This window comes from Blautia sp. ZXY-1-C6 (assembly GCF_056339875.1).
In genome coordinates this window covers 1-19,217 of sequence record NZ_JBWJVQ010000204.1, presented here as the reverse complement: position 1 = coordinate 19,217, position 19,217 = coordinate 1, and the positions used below count along the sequence as shown (strand labels likewise).

The window sequence follows — 19,217 nt, the reverse complement described above, 5'->3', positions numbered from 1 at the left end:
TCAAAAGCTATTTCAAAGGATAAACAGGAGAGGATAGTTTTGGCTTCGGAGGCAGAGCAGATAAGAATGCAGTATATTGACAGATAAAGTTGCGGCAAATGATTAAAAACAAAAAGGAGTGTGGACAGCATGGCTGTAAAACATGGAAATTTATCAATTAACAGTGAAAATATTTTCCCAATCATCAAGAAATGGTTATATTCCGATCATGATATTTTTGTAAGAGAGCTGGTCTCCAACGGATGCGATGCGATCACTAAACTGAAAAAACTGGAAGTAATGGGAGAATATACTTTTCCGGAAGGATACAAACCGGAGATTCAGGTAATTGTTAATCCTGATGAGAAAACTCTGAAATTCATCGATAATGGTATTGGCATGACTGCTGATGAAGTAGAGAAATACATTACCCAGATTGCTTTTTCAGGTGCAACTCAGTTTCTTGAGAAATATAAAGACAAAACTACAGATGATCAGATGATTGGTCATTTTGGACTTGGATTTTATTCTGCATTTATGGTAGCGGATGAAGTGCATATTGATACACTTTCCTATACAGAAGGTGCACAGCCTGTACACTGGTCCTGCGATGGCGGAACAGAATATGATATCCAGGAAGGTAACAAGAATACGATTGGTACAGAAATCACCCTGTTCCTGAATGAAGACTGCCTGGAATTTGCAAATGAATACCGTATGCGTGAGATTCTTGAGAAATACTGTTCCTTCATGCCGGTTCATATTTACCTTTCCAAAGCAAATGCACCTCAGGAATATGAGACAATTGATGAATCTGAGTTAAGAGACGATGATGTAGTTGTTGAACATATTCATGAGGAAGCAAAGACAGAAGAAAAAGAAAATGATAAAGGTGAAAAGGAAGTTGTTGAAATTTCTCCTGCAAAGGATAAAGTAAAGATCAATAAACGTCCGGTTTCTATCAGTGATATTAATCCGCTCTGGATGAAGCATCCAAATGAATGTACAGATGATGAATACAAGGAATTTTACCGCAAGGTATTTATGGATTATAAGGAACCGTTATTCTGGATACATCTGAATATGGATTATCCGTTTAATTTAAAAGGTATCCTGTACTTCCCGAAGATCAATACAGAGTATGATTCCATTGAAGGAACGATCAAACTTTATAACAATCAGGTATTTATCGCAGATAATATCAAGGAAGTAATTCCTGAATTCCTGCTTCTTCTGAAAGGTGTGATCGATTGTCCGGATCTTCCATTGAACGTGTCACGAAGCGCATTGCAGAATGACGGATTTGTACAGAAGATTTCTGAATACATTTCCAAAAAAGTGGCAGATAAGCTTACCGGAATGTGCAAGACTGACAGAGAATCTTATGAGAAATACTGGGATGATATCAGCCCGTTTATTAAATATGGCTGTATTAAAGATACTAAGTTTGCAGAAAAAATGGGAGATTATGTACTCTTTAAGAATCTTGATGGCAAATATCTCACATTAAAGGACTGCATTGAAGAGAATAAAAAAGAAACAGAAGAAACTGAGGCTCAGACAGAAGAAAAGAAAGAAGATGCAGCAGAGTCTGAAAACAAAGACACTGCGGAAGCGAAAGAACCTGAGAAGACAGTAATTTTCTATGTAACTGATGAAGTTCAGCAGAGTCAGTATATCAATATGTTTACGGAAGCAGGAAAAGATGCCGTTATCCTGAAGCATAATATTGACAGTGCATTTATTTCCAGTCTTGAGCAGAAACATCAGGAAGTACAGTTTAAGCGTATTGATGCTGATCTGACCGAAGAAATGAAGGGTGAGGGTACTGCAGATGAAGAAACTGTCAAAGCACTGACAGAACTTTTCCGCAAGAGCCTTAATAAAGATAAACTGGAAGTACATGTTGAGAATATGAAAAATGAAAATGTATCAGCAATGATGGACTCTTTCCGAAGAGAGCCGCCGTATGCAGGATATGATGAAGATGTATAATATGTATGGAATGGATCCGAATATGTTTGGCGGACAGGAAACACTGGTTCTGAATGCGAATCATCCATTGGTTAAATATCTGGCAGAGAATCAGGAATCTGACAAGGCTCCGCTTATCTGTGAACAGTTGTATGACCTTGCGATGATGAGCCATAAACAGCTTGCACCGGAAACTGAAATCACCAAGATTTGTTCAGAGAAGCACTGGAATTTTGCTGATGATTGCAAAATAAGATAGAAAGCAGGCAATTTGCCGGCAGATCAATGAGAGGACAGATACGCCTGTCAGAATAGCAGAATATCAAATAAGGAGCAGAGAATAATTTTTGCTCCTTATTTTTGTGGAAAACAATCACATTGGTATTGACAAATGTCTTATGAATTCCTATTATTAAGTTGCCGATATTTTAATGAATATGCCGAATCCGCAGAAAATATAACGGGTTACAGAGAATAGTGACTGCAATGGTGCTTCCGGGCAGCCAATATCGTGACTTTCATTTACTTATAGAGAAATGTGTGTAAATAAATGAGATATCCAAATCTGTAAAAACACAGATTATGGAAGTTACAGGAGGAACGATGTATGAGTGCAGTTTATGGAGTTATTAGAAAATTGGGTGCAACATCAAAGTATAAAGGATATTATTATGTTGTGGATGCAGTAGAAATGGCACAGAAAATTTATGAGCGACCGGTAAAAGTCACCAAAGATATTTATCCGGTCATTGCAAGAAAATATAAATCAACGCCGTCTAATGTAGAACACAACATAAGAACACTGGTAAACTTATGTTGGATGAATCATAAGGATACACTGGAAGAAATGGCAGGATGTACAATGGCAGATAAACCGACGAACAGTGAGTTTATAGATATTCTGGTCTATTATCTGCGTTATTCGGATAAAGACTGATAACAGAATCTACTCATAATTTCTCACAGGGAATGTGATGACTGGAGAGAAAAACAGTCATGGAATCATCCCAGAGATGTTCCAGACGTTTATCCGGACTGAATGAAGTATAAGAAACACCTGTTGTACATAAAAGGGACTGGTTCTTGTACCGGATATTCAGATAAAAGCTTTGCACAGGAATATCTGCAATATGCCGTTCATTTTTTAACAACGACTGTGTCTGATCATGAGAAAGTTCAAATACAATCCTGAAATTCAAAGGTGTGCGTCTGCCGCGTATGATAGAAAAACAATAAGGTTTTACATCATGCCAGAGGGAATATTCTGTGGAATTCTCCTCAAAAGCAGCCTTTGTGTCAGTATCAAAGAAATCGTAATGAAGTTTTCCGTTTATGGTAAAAGTGTTGAAGGTTGTCACAGATGCCTCGACAAGAGAAAAACGGTCAAATACCTCACCGATCAGGAGTTTATTCATAAAATCTTTTACATCAGTAATTTTTAAAGCAAGCATACAACACCTCTCTGATAACATGATTTACAGCTGTTCAGAATTAAAAAAATACTTCTGGATTGCTGCATATTTCTGAACATATTTTGTGGATCAGGCAGCGCTTCCTGCACTTTGCGGGAAGCGTCTTTTTATTATAAAGCACTTTTGAAAAAAAGAACAGTGTTTTTATTAAAAAGTCTTTTCAAACGTAAAGCGGTGTGATAAGATATATCTGGTATTGAATACTACATATAATGGAAAAGAGGACGATATAATTGAGATATAAGATTATCATAGATAGTTGTGGAGAACTTTTGGACGAATGGAAGAAAGATGAATGTTTTGAATCCATTCCACTGACTCTGATGGTAGGATCTGAACAGATCATAGATGATGAAACATTTGATCAGGCAGAGTTTATTGATAAAGTGGCAGCCTGCCCGGAATGTCCGAAATCAGCCTGCCCGTCACCTGAGAGATATATGAGAGCATATGACTGCGAGGCTGAGCATATTTATGCAGTGACTTTGTCTTCTGAGCTGAGTGGTTCCTATAACAGTGCGTTGCTTGGCAGAGATCTTATTATGGAAGACCATCCGGATAAAAAAATACATGTGTTTAATTCACGTTCCGCATCCATCGGGGAAAGCCTGATCGGAATGAAGATACAGGAATGCGAAGAAGCAGGGATGAGTTTTGAAGAAGTTGTTTCAACTGTGGAACATTATATTGAAGGACAGCATACATTTTTTATACTTGAGAATCTTGATACTTTGAGAAAGAACGGTCGTCTGAGCAAAGTGAAAGCGTTAGTGGCCAGTGCATTGAAAATCAAACCGGTCATGGGTTCTACGGATGATGGAAATATCTGCCAGCTGGATCAGGCAAGAGGCATGAATCGTGCTCTGATCAAGCTTGTAGAGCAGGTAATCGAGAAAACCCCGGACAGTGCAGAGAAGGTTCTTGCCATCAGTCACTGCAATTGTCCGGCAAGAGCACAGGTGCTCAAAGAGGCTTTTGAAGAGAGAATGAAACTTGCAAAGATCGTAGTCCTTGATACAGCGGGTGTAAGTTCTATGTATGCAAATGACGGCGGAGTGATCGTTGCAGTATAAACTAATTGTTTTCTTTTGCAGTAAAGTGTGCTATAATCAGAAAATACGAAATATTGATGCAAAGGAGATCTATCATGAGCCAGAAGAAAGTCGATGCTTATAAGGCCAGAAAAGGACTGCATAACAAAACAGACAGAAAAGAAAAAGTACTTTTTGGACTGGAAATGTTTGCCTGGGCATTCATTTGTGTTGTGATTGTTGCATGGATTGGTTATTCTGCATATGTAAAAGTGACAGGAGCCAAAGAGAATGTGGTTCAGAATACAGTAATGGATACTACTGCACTTGACAATTACATTTCGAATCTGTCAACAGATGCATCCGATGGTACAGACAGCACTGATGCAGATACAGCGGAGGAAGAAGATACAACAGCTTCCACTGATACAGACAGTGAAGATGCTGATGCAGCAGACACAACCGCAGATGATTCTGAAACGGAAACCGCAGATAAATCTGAAGAAGCAGATGATACAAATGTAGCAGACGATAAAGCAGCAGAAACAGCAGATTCAACAACGGATGCAGACAGCGCAGATGCTAAATAGAAATTGAATCTCTGATGGATTCACAGAAGAAAAGCAATAAAAAATCCCCGGATGGTCCGGGGATTTTTTTGAGGTTTAATCCGTATAGAAAAGTGCGGAATTCAATCCTCTTGCGTTAACAAAAATTATAAATTATAATTTTGTAACGTTTGCAGCCTGCATACCACGAGCGCCTTCTGTTAAGTCGTATGTTACAGCCTGTCCTTCTTCAAGGGATTTGAATCCTTCACCATTGATAGCGGAGAAATGTACAAATACGTCTGCACCGTCTTCACCAGTGATAAATCCGTAACCTTTTTCTGCGTTGAACCATTTTACAGTTCCCTTGTTCATGTTGTTACCTCCATAAAAAATAAAAAAATTATATAGTTTCTGGCAAATAAAAAAATCACCAGATTTTACAGATTATATACTGTTATATAATCTCTAAAAACCAGTGACTATACATTAAATAATCCAGATATGAACTGATTATATCTCCCGCATTTTGAATTGTCAAGCAAAAAAGACTGCACATCAGTAAAAAAAGGCTTTATAAAAGAAGAAGTTTCGTGTATTATGTATATCAGAAAGTTATTGTCAAACGACAACGAAGGGAGAGAATTGCATGGGTATTCTGATTCAGGGAGGACGTATCGTAGATGCGGCTACTGACACTGATAAAAAAGGCGATATTTATCTGGAAGATGGCGTGATCACCGAGATCGGTGAGAAACTTAAAATAAAAGATAAAAGCGACAGAGTAATAGATGCGAAGGGATGTCTGGTAATGCCGGGACTGATCGATCTTCACGTTCATTTCAGAGATCCGGGACAGACACAGAAAGAGGATATAGAGACAGGTTCCCGGGCTGCTGCAAGAGGTGGTGTGACAACGGTTGTTGCAATGCCGAATACAACACCGGTAATTGACAGTCCGGATCGTGTAAATTATGTGCATAATAAGGCAAAACAGCTTGCCGGCATTCATGTGCTCCAGGCAGGTGCCATTACGCAGGGGGAGAAGGGACAGGAACTTTCTGATATCGAAGGAATGGTAAAAGCGGGAATCCCGGCATTATCTGAAGACGGCAAATCTGTTATGAATACCAGACTTTGCAAAGAAGCTATGGAAGTGGCAGAGAAATTCAATGTTCCGATCTTTGCTCACTGTGAGGATATTGATCTGCGCGGTGATGGATGTATGAATGAGGATGAGAATGCGCGGAGACTTGGTCTGCCAGGTATCTGCAATGCAGTTGAGGATGTGATCGCAGCGAGAGATATTCTTCTTGCCAGAGAGACAGGGGCAAGACTGCATCTGTGCCATTGTTCCACAGAAGGTGTTGCGAAGATGATGGAGATTGTGAAGGAAGAGGGATTGGACAATATCACAGCAGAGGTTTGCCCGCATCATTTTATCCTCACTTCCGATGATATTAAATGTGATGATCCAAACTATAAGATGAACCCTCCTCTTCGTACGAAGAAAGATGTAGATGCACTGATCCGAGGACTGAAGGATGGTTCCTTTAAAGTAATCAGTACAGATCATGCACCTCATGCAGTGCCGGAGAAGACAGGCTCTATCCGGAATGCGGCTTTTGGCATTGTGGGAATTGAGACAAGCTTTGCATTGTCTTATACTGCACTTGTAGAAACTGGGATTCTTACAATCTCACAGCTTATTGAGAAAATGAGCTGGAACCCAGCACAGATTCTGGGAAGTGACAGAGGTACACTTCAGAAGGGACATCCGGCAGACATTGTCATTGCAGACATTGATCACGAATATAAAATAGATAAAAATGAATTTGCTTCCAAAGGACGCAACACACCATTTGACGGATGGAAAGTAAAGGGAAAAATTCTCTATACAATCTGTGATGGAAAAGTTGTATACCAGAATGCATAAAAATACCATATCAATATTCAGGAGGAAAGACTATCATGATCAACAAACTTATTGAAAACATTAAAAAAACAAACGCTCCTATCGTAGTAGGACTGGATCCGATGCTCAACTATATCCCGCAGCATATTCAGAAGAAAGCTTTTTCTGAACTGGGGGAAACGCTCAGAGGGAGCGGCAGAAGCTATCTGGCAGTATGATAAAGCGAATCGTTGATGCGATCAGCGATCTGATCCCTGCAGTGAAACCACAGATCGCAATGTATGAGCAGTTTGGTATTCCGGGCTTAATGGCATATAAGAACACCATTGATTATTGCAAAGAAAAAGGTCTGGTAGTTATTGGAGATATCAAACGAGGTGACATTGGTTCCACATCTGCTGCATATGCAGTCGGACATCTGGGTAAAGTTCAGGTGGGAAGTAACAGGATCGCAGGTTTTGACGAAGATTTTGCGACAATCAATCCATATATGGGATCTGACAGTGTCAACCCGTTTATCGATGTATGTAAAGAAGAGAACAAAGGGCTTTTTGTACTCGTAAAAACATCCAATCCGTCCAGCGGAGAGTTTCAGGACAGAATCATTGACGGACGTCCGCTTTATGAGTGGGTTGGAGAGAAGGTTGCCCAGTGGGGAGAATCACATATGGGAAATGAATACAGCTATGTAGGTGCTGTAGTAGGTGCAACCTATCCGGAAATGGGAAAAACTCTCCGTAAGATCATGCCGAAAACCTTCATCCTGGTACCGGGATATGGTGCACAGGGCGGAAAAGGTGCCGATCTTGTTCATTTCTTTAATGAAGACGGACTTGGTGCGATCGTCAACTCTTCCAGAGGAATCATTGCAGCTTACAAACAGGAAAAATATGCTTCCTTTGGTGAATTAAATTATGCAGATGCATCCCGCCAGGCGGTAAAAGATATGATCGAAGACATCAGTACTGCTTTAAACAATCGCTAGGAGGCATGAAATGAGCGAAAAGACAAGAGAAATCTGCACTGTTGTAAGTCAGGAGAGCATTGGTGCAGGCATTTACAGTATGTGGATCCAGACTGACAGAATCGCAGCAGATGCGAAACCAGGACAGTTTGTATCTCTTTATACAAATGATAAATCCAAAATTCTTCCCAGACCGATCAGTCTTTGTGAGATTGACAAAGAAAATGGCCGTCTTCATCTGGTTTACAGAGTGACCGGACAGGGAACCGGAACCGATGAATTTTCACAGATGAAAGCCGGAGATACCATTCCGGTACTGGGACCTCTGGGAAATGGTTTTCCTGTAGAGAAGGCTGAGGGGAAAAAAGTTTTCCTTATGGGTGGTGGAATCGGTGTTCCTCCAATCCTGGAACTTGCAAAGCAGATGAAATGTGAGAAAAAACAGATCATTGCAGGATACAGGGACTGTCATACGTTCCTCAGAGAGGAATTTGAGGCGGCGGGAACACTTTATATTGCCACAGAGGATGGCAGTGTGGGAACAAAAGGCAATGTTATGGATGCTATCAGAGAGAATGCTCTGGAAGCGGACGTGATCTATGCCTGCGGACCAACTCCGATGCTTCGTGCAATCAAGAAATATGCCGAAGAAAATGGGATTGAATGTTATATTTCCCTGGAGGAACGTATGGCATGCGGAATCGGTGCCTGCCTTGCCTGTGTGTGCAAATCCAGAGAAAAAGATGCACATAGCAATGTGAATAATAAGAGAATCTGCAAGGATGGCCCGGTATTTCTTTCTACGGAGGTGGAAATCTGATGGATATGAGTGTAAATATTGCCGGCGTAGAGTGGAAAAATCCGGTAACAGTGGCATCCGGAACCTTTGGTTCAGGAGCAGAATTTGCTGATTATGTAGATATTAATAAGCTGGGAGCAGTGACAACCAAGGGCGTAGCCAATGTCCCGTGGGTCGGAAATCCGACTCCGCGTGTGGCTGAAGTTTACGGAGGCATGATGAATGCGATTGGTCTGCAGAATCCTGGTATCGATCTTTTCTGTGAGAGGGATATTCCTTTTTTGAAACAGTATGATACAAAGATCATTGTAAATGTATGCGGTCATGCGCCGGAAGAATATCTGGCAGTGGTGGAACGTTTGGCAGATCAGCCAATTGATATGATGGAGATTAATATTTCCTGCCCGAATGTAAACGCAGGATTCCTTGCATTTGGTCAGGATGCACATCATGTAGAGGAACTTACCGCTCAGATCAAAAAGATTGCAAAACAGCCTGTGATCATGAAGTTAACACCGAATGTCACAGATATCACAGAGATTGCAAAAGGTGCGGAAGCAGGCGGTGCAGATGCGGTATCCCTGATCAATACACTGACAGGAATGAAGATTGATATCAACAGGAAGACTTTTGCGCTTGCAAATAAAACCGGTGGTGTTTCCGGACCGATCGTGAAACCGATTGCTGTCCGTATGGTTTATCAGGTTGCACAGGCAGTCAATATCCCGATCATCGGAATGGGCGGAATTTCCTGCGCAGAGGATGCAATTGAGTTTATTCTTGCAGGAGCCAGCGCAGTATCTGTGGGTACTGCAAATTTCCACAATCCGGCAGTGACACTGGATGTGATCGATGGAATTGAAGCGTACATGAAGAAGAATGGATTCAATTCCGTAAAAGAGATGGTTGGTATTGTAAAATAAAACAGATACAGGAGGCATAACATAAGATGGAACAGTATAAACAGGAATTTATTGAATTTATGGTAGACAGTGAAGTTCTGAAATTCGGAGAATTCACCCTTAAAAGCGGAAGAAAGTCCCCGTTTTTTATGAATGCAGGCGGATATGTGACAGGTTCTCAGTTAAAGAAACTGGGTGAGTACTACGCACATGCCATTCATGATAAATATGGCGATGATTTCGATGTGCTTTTCGGACCTGCATATAAGGGAATCCCGTTAAGTGTTGTAACTGCAATTGCATTCAGCGAATTATATGGAAAAGAAATCCGCTACTGTTCAGACCGTAAGGAAGAAAAAGACCATGGTGCAGATAAGGGAAGCTTCCTCGGAAGTAAATTAAAAGACGGCGATCGTGTAGTGATGATCGAAGATGTAACAACATCAGGTAAATCCATGGAAGAGACAGTACCGAAGGTAAAAGGTGCGGCTGATGTGGAAATCGTCGGTCTTATGGTTTCTCTGGACCGCATGGAAGTCGGAAAAGGCGGCGTGAAGTGTGCCCTTGACGAAGTCCATGACCTTTATGGGTTTGAAACAAATGCGATTGTTACAATGAGAGAGGTCATTGAACATCTTTATAATAAAGAATATAAAGGAAAAGTAATCATTGACGATACATTGAAAGCCGCAATCGACGCATATTATGAGCAGTACGGTGCAAAATAAGCAAATACAGGTAACAGCGATTTATAAATAAGATATCATGATCTGCGAAAGCAGATCATGATACTGATGAGGACGATTATGAACGAAAAAATTTATAAAACCATGTCTTCCACAGGAGCCTGCAGTCTGACAGTCGGGATCATTGTACTGGCAACGGGAATCGTAACAGGGATCATGATGATCGTAAACGGTGCAAGACTGCTGAAAAAGAAATCAGAGATATTGATATAAAAGGCTTCAGAAACAGGAGAAAACATTGAAAAAAGAAACGAAGCATATCATACGGACACTGGGAACCATTTTGTTTATCCTGTATGTTCTGGCACTGATTTATTTTCTGTTCTTTTCAGAAGAATACGGAAGAGCAGCAATGGAAGAAAGACAGTACAGATATAATCTGATACCGTTTGTTGAGATAAGGCGTTTCTGGGTATACAGAAAACAGCTTGGACTTATGGCGGTAGTTACAAATCTTTTTGGAAATGTAATTGGTTTTCTTCCATTTGGATTTATACTGCCGGTTATTCTGGACAAAATGAGAAGCGGATGGCTGATCGTACTGGCAGGATTTGGGCTTAGTGTTACGGTAGAGGTCATCCAGCTTATTACAAAGGTTGGGTGCTTTGACGTAGATGATATGATATTGAATACAGCAGGGGCGGCTCTTGGATATCTGCTTTTTTTTATCTGCGATCACCTGAGGAGAAAAATTTATGGCAAAAAGATATAGATATGCGTTTGCAAAGAAAAGAGAGGCACAGCAGGGAAAACTGTCAGCAGTGCTGGCGGCTGTTTCACTGGTTTTATTTGTGACTGCAGTTTTGCTGGCATTTTTTTTGCAGGGACAATACGGATATATTGTAGGCGGGATCAGTCTTTGCGCAATGCTTCTGTCTGTATATGGATTTGCGATGGGACTGAAAAGCTTTTCAGAAGAAAACCGGACACACAAAGCAGGTATGATCGGCTCTATTGCAAACGGAATCATAATGATCGGATGGCTGGGAATCTTTCTGATGGGAATTTCCGGCTGATTAACAGGGAAGTCTGATAGAAAAAGGAGAAATATAGTTTGGACGAATGGGTTATGGAACGGTATGAACTGGCGAAAGAAAGAATCGCTCAGATACCGGACGAGAAAATGGCAGAAGAACCGTACTGCGATTTTTTTACAAAGGAAGCAATGTTTTTACAGCAGGTGATTCATGTGATGGACCATGGAATTGCGGGGAAAAATCTTGAAGAACTTCAGGAACAGAATCATGAATTATATCAGGATATTCTGCCCGAAAATTATGAAAATTCTTATGGAAATCCTGCATATGCACAGAAAATGCTGGGAGAATACGGAAAAGTATTTACCTTTCTTTATACAGAGCTTCATGGCACGATTGCTTATGCGTTTGAAAAAAAAGCATGGGATCTTACGGTTGTACTTGAATTGTTTCTGGAAATCTATTCTGCATTTACGCAGGAAGAAATTCCTGCTGAGAAACAGGTGAAAGAAATTCTCGTTTCCTATGTGAATGACTACTGCCAGGATATGGTGGAAAATCGGATCAGAGAGGCGATTGATCCTGAGAATAATTTTGTGGTTGAAATGATCATGGATTCTGATCTGAGCGATCTGAGTTATCTGTATCAGTCCGGCGAATATGTATCGGAAAATGAACTGAAAACAGCAGAATTTATGAATTCACTTTCCCAGAGGGAAATTGATGAGATGGCACGTACTTATACAGAAGGCTATCGGATGGGATTCATCACAGGAAGAAAAGATATTACAAAGAAGAAAACGGTTAATATACGTTATCATCTTGGCTTTGAGCGTATGGTAAAAGCGGCTGTTCTTCAGTTCCGGGAGATGGGGCTGCAGACGGTTATTTACCGCCATGCACTTCATGCGGTGAACAGACGGAATCAGTTCAGAAATGGATTTACAGGAGGAATTGCAAATCCGCAGTTTGATTATGACCACAGACAGGACAGTGCGCTGTTTCTGGATCCGGATTTTGTAAAGCGTAAACTTCGTGCCATGCAGACTTCTTATGATGAATATGCAGATCTGGCAGATGTACATGGCGGACCGGCTGTGATCGAGACATTTGGAGAGAAGCCGTTTTCACCGGTAAGTAAACCGGAAAGCTGGGCGTTTACAGAAGCACAGCAGAAGCTTCAGCTGGAACTGGACAATGAATCCGGTCAAATCACAAATCGTTATATCAAAGGTGAGGAAAGAAGTTTTACGATCATTGCTTATCCGATACCTGAGATCGGAGAGGATTTTCCGGAAATTTTCCGCGAGATCGTAAAGATCAATACATTGGATTATAAGAAATATCAGAAGATCCAGCAGACGATCATAGATACTCTTGATACCTGTGAATGGGTGGAAATCAAGGGAAAGGGAGAGAATGAGACAGATCTGCTCATTCATCTTCATACATTAACAGATGCGAAAACACAGACAAATTTTGAGAACTGTGTGGCAGATGTAAATATTCCTCTGGGTGAAGTATTTACTTCACCGGTGCTTGCAGGAACAGGCGGAATGCTTCATGTTTCAAAAGTATATCTTAATGGACTGCAGTTTTGTGACCTGAAGCTTGTGTTTGACTGCGGACAGGTGATCGATTACAGCTGTTCTAATTTTGAGACAGAGGAAGAGAACCGTAAATATATTGAAGATAATATTCTGTTCCATCATCCGAAACTTGCAATGGGAGAATTTGCGATCGGAACTAATACAACAGCTTATGTGGCAGCGCAGAAATATAATATCGCAGACAAACTTCCGATTCTGATCGCGGAGAAAATGGGACCGCATTTTGCAGTTGGTGATACCTGTTACAGCTGGTCAGAAGATACTCCGGTCTATAATCCGGATGGTAAAGAGATTATCGCAAGGGACAATGAGATTTCCGAGATGCGAAAAGAAGACGTCAGCCTTGCTTATTATGGATGTCACACAGATATTACGATTCCATATGACGAACTGGGAAGCATCCGTACGATTGATGATGAGGGGGATATGATCTCTATTATTGAAGATGGAAGATTTGTCCTTCCGGGTACGGAAGCTCTGAACGAGCCGTTTGGGGAATAAAGGCATTTTCCTGTTAAGTTCGGAATACAAAAAAATTTATTAGTTCGTTAAAATATTTCTTTGCATTAATTTTATTGACAGAAAAAGGGAATCTTAGTAGAATCTACGGTTAGAGAGGGTTTTGATAAAATCTTTTCTGACCGTACTTTTTTTATCAATAAAATAAAAACAAAGTCCCGGACAGATAAAATCTGGTCTGTCTGAGAATACTTGAGAAGAAAAGGAGAATAATCATGGCAAAAGTAGGAATTGTGATGGGCAGCGACTCAGATATGCCGATCATGAGCAAAGCAGCAGACATTCTGGAGAAACTGGGAATTGATTACGAGATGAAGATCATTTCCGCACACAGGGAACCGGATGTCTTTTTTGAATATGCAAAAACAGCAGAGGAAAAAGGCTTTAAAGTAATCATTGCAGGTGCAGGAATGGCAGCTCATCTGCCGGGAATGTGCGCAGCAATCTTCCCGATGCCGGTTATCGGAATTCCTATGCACACCACTTCTCTGGGAGGAAGAGATTCCCTTTATTCTATCGTACAGATGCCGTCAGGAATCCCGGTTGCAACAGTCGCTATCAACGGAGGCGCAAACGCAGGACTTCTGGCAGCTAAGATACTTGCAACATCAGATGAGGAACTTCTTGCAAAATTAAAGGCTTACAGCCAGGAATTAAAAGAACAGGTGGAAGCAAAAGACGCAAGATTACAGGAAGTCGGATATAAAAATTACTAAGATAACTCAGGTCCATAAACAGGATCAGGGGTAAAAACGGAGGATTATCATGGATTACAAGACCGCTGGAGTAGATATTGAAGCAGGATATAAATCAGTAGAGCTGATGAAAGAGCATGTAAAGAGAACCATGCGTGAAGAAGTGCTGGGAGGACTGGGAGGATTTTCCGGTGCCTTTTCTCTTGCTAAGATCAAAGAAATGGAAGAACCGGTATTATTATCAGGTACAGACGGATGTGGAACTAAAGTAAAACTTGCTATGGTCATGGACAAGCATGACACCATTGGCATTGATGCAGTTGCCATGTGTGTCAATGATATTGCATGTGCAGGCGGAGAACCATTATTCTTCCTTGATTATATTGCATGTGGTAAGAATTATCCGGAAAAGATCGCAGCTATCGTGGGCGGCGTTGCAGAAGGCTGTGTGCAGTCAGATGCAGCTCTGATCGGCGGTGAGACAGCAGAGCATCCGGGACTGATGCCGGAAGACGAATATGACCTGGCTGGTTTCGCAGTAGGTGTCTGCGATAAAAAAGAGATGATCACAGGTGAAGAACTGAAAGCAGGAGATGTTTTGATCGGTATGGCATCCACAGGTGTTCACAGTAACGGATTTTCTCTTGTCCGTAAAGTTTTTGATATGACAAAGGAATCTCTTGATACTTATTATGAAGAACTTGGAACAACACTTGGTGAAGCACTTCTGGCACCAACCAGAATCTATGTAAAAGCATTAAAGAGCATTAAAAATGCCGGAGTTCGTGTGCACGCATGCAGTCATATCACAGGCGGCGGTTTTTATGAAAATATTCCGAGAATGCTTAAAGAGGGAACACGTGCAGTTGTGGAAAAGAACAGCTATCCGGTACTTCCAATCTTCAAACTTCTTGCTGAAAAAGGCAATATTGATGAACAGATGATGTACAATACTTATAACATGGGACTTGGAATGATCCTTGCTGTAGATGCAGCAGATGTGGACAAAACAATGGAAGCGATCAAAGCAGCAGGTGACACTCCGTACGTAGTAGGACGTATCGAAGATGGTGAAAAGGGAGTGACTTTATGTTAAAAGTCGGTGTACTGGTTTCAGGAGGCGGCACGAATCTGCAGGCTATCCTGGATGCCATTGACTGTGGAAAGATTACAAATGCAGAAGTTTCTCTGGTTATCAGCAATAATCCGAAGGCTTATGCGCTGGAGAGAGCAAAGAATCACAACATAGAAGCTGTATGTATTTCCCCAAAACAGTTTGAGAATAGAGAAGAATTTCACAGGGCACTTCTTGCGAAGCTGAAAGAAAGTGGCGTAGAGCTTATCGTTCTGGCGGGATTCCTTGTGGCTATTCCTCCAATGATCGTGGAAGCGTATCCAAATAAGATCATCAATATCCACCCGTCACTGATTCCGTCTTTCTGTGGAGTGGGCTATTATGGATTGCATGTACATGAGAAAGCTCTGGAAAGAGGCGTACGTGTGACAGGTGCGACCGTACATTTTGTTGACACAGGTACAGATACAGGTCCGATCATTCTTCAGAAGGCCGTAAAGATTAAATCTGATGATACCCCGGAAGTTCTTCAGAGACGTGTTATGGAGAAAGCGGAGTGGAAGATTCTTCCGAAAGCTATCAATCTTATTGCCAATGACAAAGTGAAAGTGGTGGATGGAAGAGTAGAAACAGAGGAATTTGATACAGAAGAGTAGATAAAGGAGCAAAAATAAAATGAAAGTCTTGATCGTAGGCAGCGGTGGAAGAGAACATGCCATTGCATGGAGTGTTTCAAAGAGTCCGAAAGTGGATAAAATTTATTGTGCACCTGGAAATGCAGGGATTGCAGAACTTGCAGAATGTGTAGATATCGGTGCTATGGAGTTTGAGAAACTTGCTGATTTTGCTCAGGAGAAAGCAATCGATCTTACCATTATAGGTATGGATGATCCTCTGGTTGGCGGTGTGGTAGATGTATTTGAAGCACGTGGTCTGAAAGTCTTTGGCCCGAGAAAGAATGCAGCTATCCTTGAAGGCTCCAAAGCGTTCTCAAAAGATCTGATGAAAAAATACAATATTCCCACAGCGGCATATGAGAATTTTGATGATCCTGAGAAAGCACTGGAATATCTCCGCACAGAAGCCAGATTTCCAATTGTCCTGAAGGCTGATGGTCTTGCACTCGGCAAGGGAGTGCTGATCTGCAAGGATTTGAAAGAGGCAGAAGACGGCGTAAAAGAGATCATGGAAGATAAGAAATTCGGAAATGCCGGAAATACCATGGTCATCGAAGAATTTATGACAGGACGTGAAGTCTCTGTGTTATCATTTGTAGATGGAAAAACTATCCGTACAATGACATCCGCACAGGATCATAAACGCGCTCAGGACGGTGATCAGGGATTGAATACGGGCGGAATGGGAACTTTCTCCCCGAGTCCGTTCTACACAGAAGAGGTAGATGAATTCTGCAGGAAATATGTATATCAGCCGACAGTGGACGCAATGGCTGCAGAAGGACGCCCGTTTAAGGGAATCATTTTCTTTGGTCTTATGCTTACAGCGGATGGTCCGAAGGTATTGGAATATAATGCACGCTTCGGAGATCCGGAAGCACAGGTAGTCCTGCCACGTATGAAGAATGATATCATTGAAGTAATGGAAGCTTGCGTAAATGGAACACTGGACCAGGTAGACCTTCAGTTCGAGGATAATGCAGCAGTGTGCGTAGTACTTGCAAGTGATGGATATCCTGTAAAATATGAAAAAGGTATCCCAATGTACGGCTTTGAAAATTTCAAAGGCAAAGACGGATATTACTGCTTCCACGCAGGAACCAAACTGAAAGACGGTCAGATTGTTACTAATGGTGGTCGTGTTCTGGGAATTACTGCGACAGGCAAAGATTTAAAAGAAGCAAGAAAGAATGCATATGAAGCTACAGAGTGGATTACATTCGCAAATAAATATATGCGCCATGATATTGGAAAAGCAATTGATGAAGCATAAAAAATATTGATGTTTAAAAATAAACAGGAGACAAAGCTGGGATAAAAGTCCCATTCTTGTCTCCTGTTTTATGGTTGGCAGATACTTCTTCTGTCCAAAATGATCTCGATGTAATATTTTTTGAAAGAACGATAGAATCCACATAAATTATTTTGCATAAATAATACGAGCGATTTCCTTTACTTTTCATGCAATCTGTTATAAAATAGAAAAGTGCTGTAAAGCAAAGTTACAGATTGAGATGAATTGTAACGTAGCAGAAACAGCAAGGAGAAAGTTACTGTTCAGCATATGCACAGTAATGGGAGAAATATTATGAACAGGAAAAGTCAGAAAGAGATTCAGGTGACGACACATATGGTGCGCCAGTTTCTGCAGGAGAATGAAGATACCGGTTATCGGGTTTTTCACAGCAATCTTCTGCCGGGTGTGGATAATGTTATGGGAATCAGACTTCCGGTGTTGCGAAAATTTGCAAAGCAGCTTTCTGGTATGGACTGGCAGGAATGGTTTGAACAGGCGGATGACCAGTGGTATGAAGAAACGATGCTTCGCGGATTGGTGAGTGCTTATGCAAAGATGGAATGCAAAGAACGCTTAACATATGTGGCAAAATTTGTGCCGGACATTAATAACTGGGCAGTATGCGATTGCTTTTGCAGTACATTAAAAGATGCAGATAAATACCAGACAGAATACTGGGATTTTATTGAAACGTATTTTACTTCGAATAAAGAATACGAAGCAAGATTTGCGGCAGTCATGCTTCTGGGACATTTTGTGAAGCGTGAATATTTGAAAGAGAGTATCAGACGTCTGGAGAGTATCACTCAGCAGGGATATTATGCAAAGATGGCAGTGGCGTGGGCAGTATCTGTATATTTTGCGGCATTTCCGGATGAGATGCTGACATACTTGCAGGACGGTCACAAACTGGATGAATTTACATATAAGAAATCACTACAGAAGATCACAGAGTCTTATCGTGTTGATAAGGAAATGAAAAAGATCATAAAAGAAATGAGACAGAGAGGATAAAATAATGGGAATCAGCAAAGAAGAAGCAATCAAGGAATTACAGAACAGAGAGACAGTATTTGTTGCATACTCACAGGCTACCAAACTGCCATATGTGAAATGTGACGAAGAGACTTATAATGACCAGGCATGGATTTTTTCCACAGAAGAAGGAATCAAAGAATTCGGCAAAAAAATGCTGGAAGAAAAGGTTCTTCTTATGGGTATGAAATTTACCAAGAAGGATTATCCCAGATTATATGGAACTTTCTATGCAATTGGCGTAAATACAGTTGTATGGGTAGATGGTGAAGATAAGATTGAGATTGATCTTCCTGATATTGCAAAACAGGCAGATATGAGCAAGATTGAGCCGGCTAAGAGACCGCTTCTGAATCCTACACTGGAGCTTTCCGGCATTTACTTTATGCAGGAACTCCGCCGTCCGGTAGAGAAGGATCAGCATGGAAATCTTCGTGAGCTTGAGGAAGAACTGATCGTAAACCTGAAGAAATCCGAATATCTGGTTGCTATGAATGTAGATCCTGAAGATCCTAAGAAGATCAATATTCCGTATCTCAAAAATAAAAAAGAAGAAATTCTCCAGCCTGTATTTACAGACGTTATGGAACTTGAGAAGTTTACAAAAGGTCAGAAGCTGCGTATTGCGAAAGTACCGTTTGCAAAACTTCCGGAGCTGTTAATCGATAAGGCAATGGCTTATGCAGTTAATCCATTAGGCTTTAACCTTGTTCTGAACAGAGAACAGCTCAATAAGATCATTGGCTTAAAATAATCAAGTCATGTAGATGAAATTCAGTTGACAGAAAGAAGATAAAGGGTGTGCATGCTGTGTGAGAACATGGCAGTACACCCCTTTTTGTTTTGAAAAATAATACAGCAATACGTCTTTCTGTTGCAAAAAATGTTGGTTTGTGCTAGGATATGTGTAACACAAAAAGGAGAAGAAAACGTATGATGATAGAAATAGATTTCAGCAGTGATGAAGCCATTTACATCCAGCTGACCAATCAGATCATCATG

At 41.0% G+C, this 19,217-nt stretch carries 19 protein-coding genes and 2 pseudogenes; 19 read left to right on the top strand and 2 right to left on the bottom strand.

From position 1 onward, the window contains the following. Positions 1-129: 129 nt before the first annotated feature. A pseudogene (htpG, locus tag AC075J_RS12290) lies at positions 130-2,207 on the top strand (molecular chaperone HtpG). 353 nt (positions 2,208-2,560) lie between these two features. Then, positions 2,561-2,890, top strand: a complete 330-nt coding sequence (locus tag AC075J_RS12285) for a sporulation initiation factor Spo0A C-terminal domain-containing protein (protein ID WP_008705507.1) — start codon at positions 2,561-2,563, stop codon at positions 2,888-2,890. A 13-nt stretch (positions 2,891-2,903) separates the two neighbouring features. On the opposite strand, the gene AC075J_RS12280 is transcribed toward AC075J_RS12285, so the two are convergent. Continuing rightward, positions 2,904-3,404: a DUF5721 family protein gene (locus tag AC075J_RS12280; protein WP_227227054.1), complete on the bottom strand. Its 501-nt coding sequence runs from the start codon at positions 3,402-3,404 to the stop codon at positions 2,904-2,906. A 254-nt stretch (positions 3,405-3,658) separates the two neighbouring features. Here AC075J_RS12280 and AC075J_RS12275 point away from each other — a divergent pair, with 254 nt between their 5' ends. Further along, a complete protein-coding gene (locus AC075J_RS12275) occupies positions 3,659-4,498 on the top strand; it encodes a DegV family protein (protein WP_476390366.1) in 840 nt (279 codons plus the stop codon). A 74-nt stretch (positions 4,499-4,572) separates the two neighbouring features. Then, a complete protein-coding gene (locus tag AC075J_RS12270; RefSeq protein ID WP_020993366.1) occupies positions 4,573-5,046 on the top strand; it encodes a hypothetical protein in 474 nt (157 codons plus the stop codon). A gap of 132 nt (positions 5,047-5,178) precedes the next feature. Here the strand turns inward: AC075J_RS12270 and AC075J_RS12265 are convergent, their stop codons facing one another. Continuing rightward, complete coding sequence (locus AC075J_RS12265; RefSeq protein ID WP_008705499.1) at positions 5,179-5,379, bottom strand: cold-shock protein; 201 nt, start codon at positions 5,377-5,379, stop codon at positions 5,179-5,181. Positions 5,380-5,653: 274 nt separating this feature from the next. Here AC075J_RS12265 and AC075J_RS12260 point away from each other — a divergent pair, with 274 nt between their 5' ends. From AC075J_RS12260 to AC075J_RS12190, 15 genes and pseudogenes are all read left to right on the top strand, one after another. Further along, positions 5,654-6,940 carry a dihydroorotase gene (locus AC075J_RS12260; protein WP_055059898.1) on the top strand — a complete coding sequence of 429 codons (1,287 nt, stop codon included), beginning with the start codon at positions 5,654-5,656 and terminating at the stop codon, positions 6,938-6,940. Between the two features lie 35 nt (positions 6,941-6,975). After that, positions 6,976-7,904, top strand: a pseudogene (gene pyrF, locus AC075J_RS12255) (orotidine-5'-phosphate decarboxylase). Between the two features lie 10 nt (positions 7,905-7,914). After that, entirely contained in the window at positions 7,915-8,703 is a 789-nt protein-coding gene (locus AC075J_RS12250; RefSeq protein ID WP_008705492.1) for a dihydroorotate dehydrogenase electron transfer subunit, read from the top strand. Continuing rightward, positions 8,703-9,605, top strand: a complete 903-nt coding sequence (locus tag AC075J_RS12245) for a dihydroorotate dehydrogenase (RefSeq protein WP_025579486.1) — start codon at positions 8,703-8,705, stop codon at positions 9,603-9,605. Before AC075J_RS12250 ends, AC075J_RS12245 begins: the two co-directional genes overlap by 1 nt. 26 nt (positions 9,606-9,631) lie before the next feature. Continuing rightward, on the top strand, positions 9,632-10,312 hold the full coding sequence (pyrE, locus tag AC075J_RS12240; RefSeq protein WP_008705489.1) for an orotate phosphoribosyltransferase: 681 nt from the start codon (positions 9,632-9,634) through the stop codon (positions 10,310-10,312). Between the two features lie 78 nt (positions 10,313-10,390). Then, on the top strand, positions 10,391-10,543 hold the full coding sequence (locus AC075J_RS12235) for a hypothetical protein (RefSeq protein WP_022380872.1): 153 nt from the start codon (positions 10,391-10,393) through the stop codon (positions 10,541-10,543). A 25-nt stretch (positions 10,544-10,568) separates the two neighbouring features. Continuing rightward, on the top strand, positions 10,569-11,042 hold the full coding sequence (locus AC075J_RS12230) for a VanZ family protein (RefSeq protein ID WP_008705487.1): 474 nt from the start codon (positions 10,569-10,571) through the stop codon (positions 11,040-11,042). Next, on the top strand, positions 11,026-11,346 hold the full coding sequence (locus AC075J_RS12225) for a DUF6142 family protein (RefSeq protein WP_008705486.1): 321 nt from the start codon (positions 11,026-11,028) through the stop codon (positions 11,344-11,346). Before AC075J_RS12230 ends, AC075J_RS12225 begins: the two co-directional genes overlap by 17 nt. Before the next feature lie 53 nt (positions 11,347-11,399). Further along, positions 11,400-13,418 (top strand): aminopeptidase, encoded by a 2,019-nt coding sequence (locus AC075J_RS12220; RefSeq protein WP_044955998.1) that lies wholly within the window; start codon positions 11,400-11,402, stop codon positions 13,416-13,418. Between the two features lie 233 nt (positions 13,419-13,651). After that, positions 13,652-14,152 (top strand): 5-(carboxyamino)imidazole ribonucleotide mutase, encoded by a 501-nt coding sequence (gene purE / locus AC075J_RS12215; RefSeq protein WP_119241443.1) that lies wholly within the window; start codon positions 13,652-13,654, stop codon positions 14,150-14,152. A gap of 49 nt (positions 14,153-14,201) precedes the next feature. Next, entirely contained in the window at positions 14,202-15,227 is a 1,026-nt protein-coding gene (purM, locus tag AC075J_RS12210; protein ID WP_008705483.1) for a phosphoribosylformylglycinamidine cyclo-ligase, read from the top strand. After that, positions 15,221-15,862, top strand: a complete 642-nt coding sequence (purN, locus tag AC075J_RS12205; RefSeq protein ID WP_025579492.1) for a phosphoribosylglycinamide formyltransferase — start codon at positions 15,221-15,223, stop codon at positions 15,860-15,862. The genes purM and purN overlap by 7 nt, the downstream gene beginning before the upstream one ends. A gap of 19 nt (positions 15,863-15,881) precedes the next feature. Then, positions 15,882-17,156, top strand: a complete 1,275-nt coding sequence (gene purD / locus AC075J_RS12200; RefSeq protein ID WP_025579495.1) for a phosphoribosylamine--glycine ligase — start codon at positions 15,882-15,884, stop codon at positions 17,154-17,156. A gap of 315 nt (positions 17,157-17,471) precedes the next feature. Continuing rightward, positions 17,472-18,194, top strand: a complete 723-nt coding sequence (locus tag AC075J_RS12195; protein WP_055151962.1) for a DNA alkylation repair protein — start codon at positions 17,472-17,474, stop codon at positions 18,192-18,194. Positions 18,195-18,198: 4 nt separating this feature from the next. Continuing rightward, on the top strand, positions 18,199-18,969 hold the full coding sequence (locus tag AC075J_RS12190; protein WP_161233751.1) for an SseB family protein: 771 nt from the start codon (positions 18,199-18,201) through the stop codon (positions 18,967-18,969). Positions 18,970-19,217 lie beyond the last annotated feature (248 nt).